The 12495-nt window shown below is 69.8% G+C and carries 13 protein-coding genes; 6 read left to right on the forward strand and 7 right to left on the reverse strand.

What is annotated here, in order from left to right; all coding sequences use genetic code 11:
- The 4 genes from OQF71_RS11185 to OQF71_RS11200 all read right to left on the reverse strand — a co-directional run.
- On the reverse strand, window positions 1-932 hold a 932-nt coding region (locus OQF71_RS11185), incomplete at its 3' end, for a DUF5995 family protein (protein ID WP_280587765.1).
- 92 nt (window positions 933-1024) lie between these two features.
- A complete protein-coding gene (locus tag OQF71_RS11190) occupies window positions 1025-1972 on the reverse strand; it encodes an electron transfer flavoprotein subunit alpha/FixB family protein (protein ID WP_280587766.1) in 948 nt (315 codons plus the stop codon).
- On the reverse strand, window positions 1972-2760 hold the full coding sequence (locus tag OQF71_RS11195; RefSeq protein WP_280587767.1) for an electron transfer flavoprotein subunit beta/FixA family protein: 789 nt from the start codon (window positions 2758-2760) through the stop codon (window positions 1972-1974). Before OQF71_RS11195 ends, OQF71_RS11190 begins: the two co-directional genes overlap by 1 nt.
- 116 nt (window positions 2761-2876) lie before the next feature.
- Window positions 2877-4184, reverse strand: a complete 1308-nt coding sequence (locus tag OQF71_RS11200; protein ID WP_280587768.1) for a hypothetical protein — start codon at window positions 4182-4184, stop codon at window positions 2877-2879.
- Window positions 4185-4326: 142 nt separating this feature from the next.
- On the opposite strand from OQF71_RS11200, the gene OQF71_RS11205 reads away from it, so the two are divergent.
- Window positions 4327-5727 (forward strand): hypothetical protein, encoded by a 1401-nt coding sequence (locus tag OQF71_RS11205; protein WP_280587770.1) that lies wholly within the window; start codon window positions 4327-4329, stop codon window positions 5725-5727.
- A 322-nt stretch (window positions 5728-6049) separates the two neighbouring features.
- Window positions 6050-6502 carry a type IV pilin N-terminal domain-containing protein gene (locus tag OQF71_RS11210; protein WP_280587777.1) on the forward strand — a complete coding sequence of 151 codons (453 nt, stop codon included), beginning with the start codon at window positions 6050-6052 and terminating at the stop codon, window positions 6500-6502.
- A gap of 30 nt (window positions 6503-6532) precedes the next feature.
- On the opposite strand, the gene OQF71_RS11215 is transcribed toward OQF71_RS11210, so the two are convergent.
- Window positions 6533-7156, reverse strand: coding sequence for a methyltransferase domain-containing protein (locus tag OQF71_RS11215; protein WP_280587771.1), 624 nt, complete (start codon window positions 7154-7156; stop codon window positions 6533-6535).
- Between the two features lie 145 nt (window positions 7157-7301).
- On the opposite strand from OQF71_RS11215, the gene OQF71_RS11220 reads away from it, so the two are divergent.
- The gene (locus OQF71_RS11220) at window positions 7302-8132 is read left to right on the forward strand and encodes a DUF6663 family protein (RefSeq protein ID WP_280587772.1); all 831 of its coding nucleotides are present in this window, start codon (window positions 7302-7304) and stop codon (window positions 8130-8132) included.
- 26 nt (window positions 8133-8158) lie between these two features.
- Here OQF71_RS11220 and OQF71_RS11225 read toward each other — a convergent pair whose 3' ends face one another.
- On the reverse strand, window positions 8159-9133 hold the full coding sequence (locus OQF71_RS11225; protein WP_280587773.1) for a C-terminal binding protein: 975 nt from the start codon (window positions 9131-9133) through the stop codon (window positions 8159-8161).
- 181 nt (window positions 9134-9314) lie between these two features.
- On the opposite strand from OQF71_RS11225, the gene OQF71_RS11230 reads away from it, so the two are divergent.
- Window positions 9315-9593 (forward strand): hypothetical protein, encoded by a 279-nt coding sequence (locus OQF71_RS11230; RefSeq protein ID WP_280587774.1) that lies wholly within the window; start codon window positions 9315-9317, stop codon window positions 9591-9593.
- Window positions 9594-9708: 115 nt separating this feature from the next.
- Here the strand turns inward: OQF71_RS11230 and OQF71_RS11235 are convergent, their stop codons facing one another.
- Window positions 9709-9990, reverse strand: coding sequence for a helix-turn-helix domain-containing protein (locus OQF71_RS11235; protein WP_094525872.1), 282 nt, complete (start codon window positions 9988-9990; stop codon window positions 9709-9711).
- A 296-nt stretch (window positions 9991-10286) separates the two neighbouring features.
- Between OQF71_RS11235 and OQF71_RS11240 the strand changes: the two genes are divergently transcribed.
- Entirely contained in the window at window positions 10287-10595 is a 309-nt protein-coding gene (locus OQF71_RS11240; protein WP_280587775.1) for a hypothetical protein, read from the forward strand.
- A gap of 1 nt (window position 10596) precedes the next feature.
- A complete protein-coding gene (locus OQF71_RS11245; RefSeq protein ID WP_280587776.1) occupies window positions 10597-12417 on the forward strand; it encodes a ribosome biogenesis/translation initiation ATPase RLI in 1821 nt (606 codons plus the stop codon).
- The last annotated feature ends 78 nt before the right edge of the window (window positions 12418-12495 follow it).

Below are 12495 nucleotides of genomic sequence, written 5' to 3' on the forward strand. Positions count from 1 at the left end.
AAGGCCCCCGCCGCGTCGGCGGCGGCCTCCGCCTCTCGCAGGCGCGCGGTCGCGTCGCGCTCGGCGTCGACACCAGCGTCGACATCGATGTCGACCTCGGGAGCGAGTACGACCGCCGCGGCGCCCGTCGCGACGGTCTCGGTCCGCCAGTCGACGTACGGCTCACCGGCCCACGCCGGGAGGTCGGCGCGCAACACGGCGTTCCGCCAGGCGAACTCCCGGACCCCCTTCAGCCCGAGCAGGGCCAGCCGGTCGTCGAGGGGGTCGAGCAGCCGGTCGATCCCGTCGATCCCGACCGCGGCGTACGTCTCGACGAGCGCGTCCTGCGCCGTCTGGACGAGCCGGGCGAGGATCGCGTTTATCCGGTCGTGGTCGGCGCGCTTGGCGTCCCGGTCGGGGTCGATACCCACGTCGTCGAGGGTGTAGGTGAGGTCGTCGGTGATGTGCGCGTTGATCCCGAGCAGGGCGTCCTGTGCGACGAGCGCCTCGCCCCGGGCCGCGGCGGTGAAGGCGATCAGCCACGGGCGCGGGAGCGACGCGAACGCCCGCCGCTCGAACGCGACCAGCGCCCGGCGGTAGCGCTCCGCGAAGGCGACGAGGTACGACGCAGCCCACTCGGAATCGGTGAACGCGCCGTCGTCGATCGCGTCCCGAACGGTCGCCGTCATCCGGCCGTACACCGTGAGAAACACCGCGCGTCGGTCGCCACGCTCGCGGAGGTACGACTCGGTCCGCCCCAGTCGTTCGTCGACGTCGGCGACGGACGCGAACGGGGTCGAAACGAGATCGAGCAGCGCTGGATCCGGCTCGTCGTCGGCCAGTTCCGCGGCGGCCGCGTCGGCGTCGGGCTCGACGGCTCCCGTCCGCCGGATCCCCGTGAGCAGCGCTCTCGCTTCTCCGACGGTCGGAACGGTGGCGTGGATCGGGGTCATCGTGAATCGACGGCGGACGCCGTTAGACCGTCCCGTACTCCGCCGAATTAAAAGAACGTTGCCGCCGACGGGGGTCGTCGGCGCCCCCGCGCTTACGCGAACTCGTCGACGAGCGCGGGGACGACCTCGAACAGGTCGCCGACGATCCCGTAGTCGGCGATGTCGAAGATGGGCGCGTTCGGGTCGGTGTTGATCGCGACGATCGTGTCCGATCCCTTCATGCCGGCGACGTGCTGGACCGCGCCGGAGATGCCGACCGCGATGTACACGTCCGGGGTGACGACCTTCCCGCTCTGCCCCACCTGCCGGTTCTTCGGCAGCCAGCCGTTGTCGACGATCGGCCGGGAGGCGGAGAGCGTCGCGCCGAGCGCGTCGGCGAGCCCCTCGACGAGCTCTAAGTTCTCTTCCTCCTCGATCCCGCGGCCGACCGAGACGAGCACGTCGGCGTCGGCGATGTCGACGTCGCCGCCGCCGACCTCCTCGAAGCCGGTGACGCGCGCGCCGGACTCGGGCAGGTCGATCTCGACCGACTCGACCGTCGCGTCGCCGACGCCCTCCGCCGGCGGCCACTCGCCGCCGCGGACCGTGAGCACGTGGCCGTCGCCGTCGACGTCGACGGTCGTCTCCACCTTCGAGCCGTACATCTCGCGGGTGACCGTCAGGCCCCCGTCGTACTCGAAGCCGATCGCGTCCGTCACCAGCGGCAGGCCGCGGTCCTCGGCCACCGCGGGGGCGTAGTCGAGGCCGTTGACCGAGTTCGGCGTCACGACCGTGCCGGCGTCCGTGCGGTCGAGCAGGGCAGCGATCGCCGCCTGGTATGCGTTGTGGTCGAACTCTTCGCCGTCGTCGACGGTGTAGATCGCGTCCACGCCCTCGCGATTCAGATCCTCGGCGAAGGCGTCGACCTCGCCGCCGATGACGGCGACGCCGAGTTCGCCGTCGCGCGCGTCTGCGAGCTCGCGCCCGGCCGTGACCGCCTCGTAGGAGATGTCGCGAAGCTCTCCGCGGCGGTGTTCGGCGACGACGAGTACGTCGGACATCACGCGCTCACCCCCTTATCGCGGAGGACCTCCGCAAGGCGTCCCGCGGCCTCGCCGGCGTCGCCCTCGATGATCTCGGCGTCGGACTCGCTCTCCGGCTCGTACATCGACGTGATCTCGAGCGCGCTCTCGACGTCCTCGGCGGTCAGCCCGAGGTCGGACAGGTCCTTCGCGTCGATCTCCTTGCGCTGGGCCTGCCGGATACCGCGCAGGCTCGCGTAGCGCGGCTCGTTGAGCCCGGTCTGGACGGTCAACACCGCGGGGAGGTCGACGTCGGTCAGCTCCTCGACGCCGCCCTCCAGCTCGCGGTGGACGTGGGCGACGCCGGCGTCCGCGTCGACATCGAGCTGATTGACGACCGCGGCGTGTTCGAACCCGATCCGCTCTGCGAGCGCGACGCCGGTCGCGCCGAACCCGGTGTCTGCGGCCTGGACGCCGCCGAGGACGAGATCCGGCTCCTCCGCCTCGAGGACGGCCTCGATCGTCGAGACCTTCGCGCCCACGTCGGCGAACCCCTCCTCGAAGGCGTCGTCCCAGACGCGGACCGCCCGGTCCGCGCCCTTCGCGAGCGCCATGCGGATCGTCTCCTCTGCGCGCTCGGGGCCGACGGTGACGGTGACGACCTCGTCGGCGACGCCGGCCTCCGCCAGCTGGACCGCGGCCTCGACCGCGTAGTCGTCCCACTCGTTGAGATCGTATTCGAGGTCCGACGCCGCGATATCGGTTCCCTCGATCGCGAAGTCGTCGTCCGCCTCCGCGACTTCCTTGACGGTCACCAGAACTTTCATGATCGATACTCGGTCGCTCGCCCTGTAAGGGTTTTCGGAACGCGCTACCCCGCGCGAGGAGTTGGCTCCGGCGGATTCGGGATCGGCCTCCCACTAGAGCTCCGGGCGGCGGCTCCCTACCGATCGTCGCGTCGGGTACCGGCGCCCCCGTCCGCCTCGCTGCCGTCGTCGGCCTCGCCGTTCCCGTCGGGGAGCGAGATTAAGTTCTCACGGCCCAGACGGAGCTTCTCGACGCGCCCCTCGTCCGCCATCTCCGACAGGAGCTGCGAGACCTTCGCGTCGGACCAGCCGGTCTCCGTGACGATGTCGGCCTGGCGCATCCGCCCGCCGTTCTCCGTCAGGAGCCGCTCGACGCGCTCCTCGTCGGAGAGCAGCGAGAGGTCCTCCTCGGGCTCCGACTCTTCCCCTGCGTCGCGGTGTCCCCCGGCGTCGGAGGGGGCGCCAGCGCCAGCGTCCGGATCGGCGTCGGCGCCCGTCTCCCGGTGGGGGGTCTCGCGGGTTCCGTTCGCGCTCGTCTCGCCCGTCTCGCCCGCCTCACCGCCGGTGTCGCTTCCCCTCCGTCGATAGCCGACGACGCTCCCCGCGATGAGCAGCGCGGCGACGACGATCGCGGCGGCGAGCATCTCCCACGGCGGTCCCACGACCTCGGCCGGTGCGTACACGACGGCGACCTGTTCGCCTTCGCCGAACGTGCGCGGTCCCTCGATGATCACGGCGTTGTCGCGGAGCGGGACGGTGGCCCCGGGCGTCCCGGTAACGGTGTATCCCTCCGGCGTCGCCACCTCGAGGGCCTGTCCCTCGCCGAGCGACCGAAGCCACGTCCCCTCGGGGGTCGTCAGCGCGTCGCCCAACACGAGGTTCTCGCCGTCGGTCCCGAGGAACTCCGTCCAGACGAACGTCAGCCGGAGCTCGCCGACGGCGACGGTCTCGTCTCCGGCGACGTCGAACTCGGACGGGTCCTCGTGAACGGTCACCTCGCGGTCGACGCTCTCGATCCGCATCCTCCGGTCGACGTTCCGACTCGCCTCCCGCGCGAGCCCTTCGAACAGCGTCGGATCGGGACCGACCTCGCCGTCGAGGAAGCGCTCGCCAGCGGTTTCGAACGCTCCGACCTCCGTCTCGTCGGCGAGGGCGTACCTGACGGACACCTCCCAGCGCGCGTCGCGGTCCGGTGTCGGTTCGATCCGGATCCGCGTCGCCGTGTTCGGATCGAAGCCGGAGTCGATCTGTGCGACTGGGGTCGCGGTCGGATCGAGGGCGTCCGCCGCGACGGAGCCGGCGCTCGGCCCTCCGTGTGAGGGCGTCGCGTCGGGCGCGAACGACGGTGGCGCCGCGACCGCGCCCCCGGCGACCGGCGCCGCGACGCCGCCGACGAGGAGGAGGGCGAACAGCGAGACGAGGAGGACGCGAGGGGGATTCCGCATGCACGTCGGTCCTCTCGTGGACCGGGCAAAACGCTTTCCATAGCCGGTTTCGCCGCCCCCGGCGGCCACCGACGCCGTCGTCGCCCCGTGCCGCGCGGCCGTTGAGGTGGCTTTTTTATATCGGGAAGAGAACCTATGCGTGATGAGAGCCCTCCCGGTCGTCGTCGCGGTCCTACTGCTCGCCGTTCCGGTCGCGGGAGTGATGTCCCCCACCGCCGGGTCCGAGTCCCCGGCGGTCGTCGAGGCCTCCGTCGATCCGGTCGCCTCCGTCGATCCGGTCGCCTCCGCCGATCCGGTCGCCTCCGTCGATTCGGTCGCCTCCGCCGATCCGGTCGCCTCCGTCGATTCGGTCGCCTCCGTCGATTCGGTCTATTCCGCCGATCCGGTCGCGCCGCCGCAGCTTCCGAGCGACCCCTCGCAAGTCGACGAGTCGAATCTCACGTTCCGCACGCTCTCCGCGCCGGCCGGCGCCGACTCCCGGGTCGCTAGCGCTCCCCGCGGCGCGAACCTCGGTCCCGCGCTCTCCTTCTCGGTCGCTGACGCCGGCGCCGCCGTGGAGACCGCGGCGGTCGTCGACCGGATCGAAAGCGCCGAGACGAGCACCGAGCGCCAGCGACTGATCCTCGCCGCGCTCAGTCGGATCGAGCGCGACGAGGTGAGCCTCCACAGCCGTCAGTCGAACGTGTTCCGCGCGCACGCCTCCGGAAATCTCTCCGACCGGGAGCTCCTCGACGAGCTCGTCCGCATCTCCGCCACCGCCCGGGAGTACGACCAGCGGCTCGAGAGGATCGACGCGCTCGCGGAAGAGACCGACGGCTTCAGCTCGCCGACCCGGCTCGACGAACTCCAAGTCGCGCTCCAGGTGTACGAGGGCCCAGTCCGCGATACCGCTTTCGCGACGGCACGCGGCGAGGTCTCGGCCGCGGAGATCCACGTTGAGTCCACCGCGAACTCGGTCACCCTGGCGACGATTGTCGACGGCGAGTACGTCCGAGAGACGTTCCGGAACGACCGCTGGAACCGCGGTGGCGGCGCGATCAGCAACGACGAGGCGATCGAGGCGACAGCCGAGTCGTACCCCGAGACGGCGGCACTCCGGGCACCGGACGCGTTCGGGGCCGGCTCGATCCAGCGGATCAGTATCCCGCACGAGCACGGACTCCTCCGCACCTTCGTCAGCGGCGGGACGGAGCAGGTGTTCGTCGAACACCAGCGGATCGACCTCGACGCGTTCCCCGACGCCGAGCGCGTCTCCGAGGCCGGCGACGGGTTTAGTGTCACCGTCGAGCGGTCCTACGTCGGCGGGCCGGTGACCGTGACCGTCCGCGACGAGGAGACGGACGAGCCGACTCCCGATGTCACCGTCACGAAGAGCGTCGGCGACGGCGACAGCAGGGCGATCGGCACCACGAACGCCGACGGCGTCGTCCGGACGCTCTCGCCAGCGGAGTCGTACCGCATCACCGTCGTCGACGAGCCCCGCGTCGTCGTCGTCGACGACCTCCGGCCGACCGCGACGCCGCGGCTCGTCGACGACGAGTAGGAGGTCCGAACGAGGCGTCGACTCGGTGATCTGAGTGGGCGTCGAGACGACTCTCGGGTTCGCTCGCCCGACGCGAGCGCTGAATCTCGCCACCGCGGTCGCGGTGCTGGCGCTCTCTGCGTCCCCGCTCGTTCGCCCCCCGCCCGGCGAAACGACCGGATCGGAGAGGCGATGACTCGATCGTCTCGCTCACCTCCCGTCCCCGACGTTTTTACCCAATGCAGCGGCCAGCCGCCCCGTGCCGTTCGACCGCTCACCGCCGCGCTCACGTCCGCCATCGCTTCGCAACGCCACGGGTGACGCCCGCCGGTCCGGCCGGGCGATCGCTCCGGTCGCCGGCGTCCTGCTGCTCGCGATCACCGTCGTCCTCGCGGGCGGCGTCGTCACCGTCGCGCTCGGGGCTCCCGCCGAGCCCGTCGAACCGGCGCCGACGACGTCGCTGTCGCTGTCGGCGATCGACGACCGGATCACCGTTACGCACCGCGGCGGCGACGCTCTCAACGCGAGCGAGCTGGACGTGCGTGTCAGCGTCGACGGCGAGCCGCTCGCCCGACAGCCGCCGGTGCCGTTCTTCTCGGCGGCGGGGTTCCGCCCCGGGCCGACCGGCGCGTTCAACGCCGCCAGCGACGACGACTGGCGCGTCGGCGAGTCGGCGTCGTTCCGCGTCGCGGGGACGAACGACCCCGTTCTCGAACCCGGCCGGACGGTCGTCGTCGATATCTCGGCCGACGGCCGTCCGGTCGCGACGCTGGAGGCGGTCGTCAACTCGGCATAAGCGGGTGGTCGCTGCGCGTTCGAGGCCGCGCTACTCCTCGGGGACCCGCGCCACCGTCGTGATCGCCCGGGGACTCCGGGGAGTCGCCCGCTGGATGTGGTGTTCGAACCCTTCGTAGCCCGCCGCCTCGAACATCCGGTCGGCCTCGTCCTCGTCGTAGAAGAGCATGATCGCATCCGCGACCCGCTGGAGCACGCGGTTGTGCGGGTAGTCGGGGCCGACGACGAGCACCTGTCCCCCCGGCTTCGCGACGCGACGCAGTTCTCGGAGCCCCTCGACGGGGTTTGGCCAGTACTCGATCGAGCCGGACGACCAGACCACGTCGAACGTGTCGTCGCGGAAGGGAAGCCGCTCGGCGTCGCCGCGGTAGAAGTTGACTCGCTCGTGTTTCCCGAACTTCTCGAACGCCTTCTCCATCTGGTGGACGCTCTGGTCGAGCCCGTGGACGTCGTCGGCGTGTTCGAGCAGCCCCTCCGTACCGAATCCGGTTCCGCATCCCACGTCGAGCACTTTCGGGTCGTCACCGAACTCCAGCCAAGAGAGCGCTTCCGCGCGCATCTCGTCGTTCCAGTTGAACCTGTTGACCCGGTCGTACACCTTCGAGAGGTACTTGTAGAACAGGCGGGCGTTCGACTTGTCCTCGAGGATCCCCATTTACCGTTCCGTAGGGTCGCCCGCCAAATAACGACACGGATCCGCCCCTCGCGGCGGAGCCGGTGCGGCGCCAGCGCGAGGACGGGAAATCGCCACCGACGCCCCGGTCCGACCCGCTTATCCGCCCGCCGACCGATCTCCGGGTATGGACCCGACGACGAGCGGCCGGTTCCGCGTACACGACCGGCGACCGCGACCGGACATCGAGGACGATCTCGCCGTCGACGACTCCGCCACCGGTGACGACGGCAACGCGGCCGCGGACGCCGACGGACCGCCGGAGGAGTTCGTTCTCGTCGAGCTCTCGGACGGCCCCGTCGACCCGAGGGCGCCCGACGCCGAGGACCAGTTCGACCCCCTGTACGCGACCGCTGAGGGGTACGAGGGAGAGATCGCCGAGCGCGTGGCGTCGCTGGAACCCGGCTACGTCGTCGACGCGACGCTGGCGTGGACGGACGCGTCGGCGCGGTTGGCCGACGTCGAGGTCGTCCGCGAGAGCCGGTTTCGGTTCGCCGACGACGTCGAGGGGATGTTCGAGGCGGCGGTCGAGACGTGGGACCAGATCCGCGCCGAGGGCGAGGCGGTCGGCTCGATCACGACCCGGTCGAACGACGGCGAGCCGAACGGCGCGCTGTACCTGTTCGCCGACGCGCCCGGCGGCGACGCCTTCGCGGACCTCCGGGCGGGCCGGCTCCCCGTCGAGCCCCTCGTCGCCCGCGTCAACGAGTCCCGCGAGGACGACGACCCGCGGGAGGTGTTCGTGCTGCGGCCCGCCGCCCACGACTTCGTCGCCGTCTACGTCGTCTTCGACCGCGACGGCGTGCTCGCGCAGACGGTCCGGGACACGTACGACCTCGGCCCCGGGCTGGCGGCGGGGCTGGAGGCGGGCGAGTTCGAGGCGGCGAAGGCTGACGACGGCGACGCCGATAGCGGTGACGATGACGGAGACGACTTCGACGCCCTCGACCGAATATAAACTCGCCCGGTATCGACCACTCCCCGTTACAACCAGTCGGCGTCCGGGTCGACCTGCCCGTCCGGCGTCTCGTCGTTGAAAACGGCGGCGACGTCGGCCGCGCCGCTTCGGTTCAGGTCGTCTCTGGCCTCCTCGCTGTACCACGCCGCATGGGGCGTGACTATCGTGTCGTCGCGACCGACGAGCGGGTCGTCTTCCGGCGGCTCCTCGGCGAGCACGTCGAGGCCCGCGCCCTTGATCGACCCGGCCTCCAGCGCGTCGAGGAGGGCGTCGGCGTCAACCACCGGCCCGCGGCTCACGTTGACGAGGACCGAGTCCTCGTCGAGCCGTGCGAGCGCGTCGGCGTCCACCATTCCGCGAGTCGCGTCGGTCAAGGGGGCGTAGACCTCGACGTGGTCGGCGCGGTCGAACAGCGCCTCGAACTCGACCTTCTCGACGCCGTACTCGGCCATCTCGTCGGCGTCCACGAACGGGTCGTGGGCGATCAGCGTCGCGTCGAAGCCGGCGAGCTGCTCGGCGGCGCGCTGCGCGATGGGACCGAACGAGAGCAGCCCGATCGTCGACGCGCTCACGCGCCGGACCGGGCTGCCGGCCTCCCAGCTCCAGTTGCCGGCGACGACGTCGTCGTCGTACGCCTTCAGCGAGCGCAGACAGGCGAACAGCAACGAGATCGAGTGGGTCGCCACCTCGTCGGTGCAGTAGTCGGGGACGCGGGTGACGGTGACGCCCTCGTCGGCCGCGGCGCCGACGTCAATGTTGTCGACGCCGACCGCCGACCGGACGACGACCCGCAGGTCGAGCGCCGCGAGCGCCTCGGCGTCCACGGGCGTGTTGATATCGGTGACGACCGCGTCGGCGCCCGCGGCCGCCTCGGTCACCCGCTCGGCCGACCCTAGGCCGGCGACCTCGATCTCGACGGGCTCGTCGACGCGCTCGGCGAGGACAGTGCGATACGTCTCCGGGTCGATCATCGGGAACGACGACAGGACGATTTTGGCCATGGGTTCGCTTCGACCCGGCCCCACTTGATGTCTGGTATTGACGCTGTTAGAGGCTCAGAACGTCTATTTTCGATCGTGATGTTTCGGCGTCGGTGGTCGGGCTCCGCACGCTTCCGGAGGCTCTTTGCGCGGCGGGCGGCTACGTGCCCACGTGACCGACGACAGTTCGACAAAGCCTCCGATGCTCGTTCTCCTCGAGTCGCTGGCGTTCTACCGGAACGTGCGGATCGGTCTCGTCGCGGGCGCAGGTCTCGCGCTCCTGTTGTACCTCGTCCGGATGCTGGAACTGCTCGGTCCCGTAATCGACACTCGGGAGTACCCGCTGTTCGGACCGGACGTCTGGTACCTGTTCCTGGCGTTCGTCTTGGCCGCGACGTTCGCGCTGTTGGTCGCCGTCGCGCTCACGATCGCCGAGGCGGCGCGGGGTGCCGGCGGGGTATCGTCAGAGAAGCGCGAGTGACCGGCGACGCGGGATTCGGAACGGCACCGGACACATCGGAACGGAGAAACACAGGTGCGCTGCTCGGAGCCGTGCACGACCGGCAAATCGGCAGGTTCGTCCGGCTGCGGGCGCTTCAGTCGGCGGTACAGGAGGCGTCGCTCTCCTCGCCGGTGAACTCCTGTGCGGGCTCGGTGAGCTTGTAGAGGTTCTGTCTGGCGTCCGCGAAGTAGACGTCCTCGTCGACGACCCCGATCCCCTCCAGCCGTTCGAGGGCGTACCGGACGGTTCGGGCCGACAGCATCGATTCCTGCACGATGCCCTTCTGTGTCAGCGGGCCGTTGTACTCGAGCACCTTGAAGACGAGCTTGGCGCTCGGCGGGAGGTCGTCGAGACCCTCCGTTTGGGTTCCTTCCATCGTTACGATTCGAAACCACACATCGTCATAAATGTTGATGGCTAACGGCCCCATTTCGGAGATTTCGTCGCCAAAACGGGGTTATTTTGCCGGCTAATCCGCCAACAACCAGCAACAATCTCCGGTGTTCTCCCGATCGACTGACCAGTCAGTCAGCGGTACGGCTCGCGCGCGCTCCCCGTCAGGCTCGTCTCGCTCTCCTCGCTCTCCTCGCGGCGCCGCCCTCGACTCCGCGATCCCCGGCGCCCGACGGCCGGAACGAACGGCTTTTCACGGGCGCTCGCGGATCCGTTGGTATGAGCGACGACTCGGGCATATCCGGCCACGCGCGCGGCGTGGTCGTCACGACGATCTGCTGTCTGGCGGGGATCGCCGCCGGCGTCGTCTCGGCCGCCTACGTGGGCACGACCGTGGCCGCCGCCCAGAGCACCACGGTCGTGTTAGTCCTCGGCGCGTTCGTGATCGCCCAGTACCCGCTGTACAAGGTTATCGGCATCGGCGACTTCGGGGTCAAGGATAACCTCTACGTGGCGTTCCTGACGTTCACGCTGTGGTTCATCAGCTACACGGTGCTGGCGACGTCCGGCGTGCGGCTGGTGGCGTGAGATGGCGGACGACAGCATCGCCGTGGTCGACCTCGATCGGTGCCAGCCAGACCGCTGTAACTACGAGTGTGCGAACTACTGCCCGCCGAACCGGACGGGCAAGGAGTGCATCACCGAGCGCGGCGAGGACGCGGTCGAGGGCGACCCGGACCAGATACACATCTCCGAGGAGATCTGCCTCGGCGAGACCTGCGGTATCTGCGTCGAGAAGTGCCCGTTCGACGCGATCGAGATCATCAACCTCCCCTCGGAACTCGAGGAGGAGCCGGTCCACCGCTACGGCGAGAACGCCTTCTCGCTGTACGGGCTCCCGACCCCCGAGCCGGGCAACGTCACCGGAATCTTAGGCCCGAACGGGATCGGGAAGTCGACGGCGGTCCACGGGCTCGCCGGCGAGATGGTCCCGAACCTCGGCGACCACGAGGCGGACCCCGACTGGGAGCGGGTGCTCGACCGGTTCCGCGGCACCGGGCTCCAGAACTACCTCAAGTCGCTGACGGAGGACGACGTGAGCGTCTCCCGCAAGCCGCAGTACGTCGACCAGATCCCCAAGCAGTTCGACGGCAACACCCGCGAGCTGTTGGAGCGGACCGACGAGCGCGGCGCGCTCGACGAGCTGATCGACCGGCTCAACATCCGGCCGGTGATGGACCAGGACATCGACTCCATCTCCGGCGGCGAGCTCCAGCGCGTCGCCATCGCGGCGTGTCTGGCCCGCGACGCCGACTTTTACTTCCTCGACGAGATCACGCCGTACCTCGACATCGGCCAGCGGATGATCGTCGCCCGGCTCATCCGCGAGCTGGCGGACGACGACGCCGCCGACCGCTCGATGCTCGTCGTCGAACACGACCTCGCCATCCTCGACCTGCTCGCCGACACCCTCCACGTCGCGTACGGGGAGCCGGGCGCGTACGGGGTCATCACCGACCCGAAGTCGGTCCGCAACGGGATCAACGAGTACCTGAAGGGGTACCTCGATAACGAGAACATGCGGATCCGGCCGTCGGCGATCACCTTCGAGGAGCACGCCCCCCGCGTCGCCTCGCGCAGCGAGACCCTGATCGAGTACCCCGACCTCTCGAAGTCGTACGGGGAGGGGGAGTTCGAGCTCCACGTCGAGGGCGGCGAGATCAATCACTCGGAGGTGCTCGGCGTCGTCGGCCCGAACGGGATCGGGAAATCGACGCTCGCGAAGCTGTTCGCGGGCTCGCTGGAGCCGGACGAGGGAGCGCTCGACTTCGCGCTCGACATCGCGTACAAGCCGCAGTACATCGAGATCGATCAGCCGATGCGCGTCGACGCGTTCCTCTCCTCGATCACCGACGAGTTCGGCGGCTCCTACTGGAACACGGAGATCGCCCAGCCGCTCCAACTGGAGCGGATCATGGAGCAGAACCTCACCGACCTCTCCGGCGGGGAACGCCAGCGAGTCGCCATCGCGGCGTGCCTCTCCGAGGACGCCGACCTGTACCTGCTCGACGAGCCCTCCGCGCACCTCGACGTCGAGCAGCGCGTCCGCGCGACGACGGCGATCCGCCGGTACGCCGAGAACCACGACGCGACCGTGATGGTGATCGACCACGACATCTACATGATCGACCTGCTCGCCGACCGGCTGATGGTGTTCGACGGCGAGCCGGCCGAGCGGGGCCACGCGGCACCTCCGCAGGATATGCGCGACGGCATGAACGAGTTCCTCGCCGACCTCGACATCACCTTCCGCCGCGACGAGCGCACGGGGCGCCCCCGGATCAACAAGCCGGACTCGCAGCTCGACAGCAAACAGAAGCGCGAGGGCGAGTACTACTACTCCGGCTGACGGCGTTTCCGTCCGACGGTCGACCGTCGCGGTCGCGGCGCGTTCCCGCGGGCGATCGACCGTATCGAAGCGATTAAG

The sequence above is a fragment of the Halorubrum sp. Boch-26 genome, assembly GCF_029889805.1.
In the GTDB taxonomy this organism is placed as follows: Archaea; Halobacteriota; Halobacteria; order Halobacteriales; family Haloferacaceae; genus Halorubrum.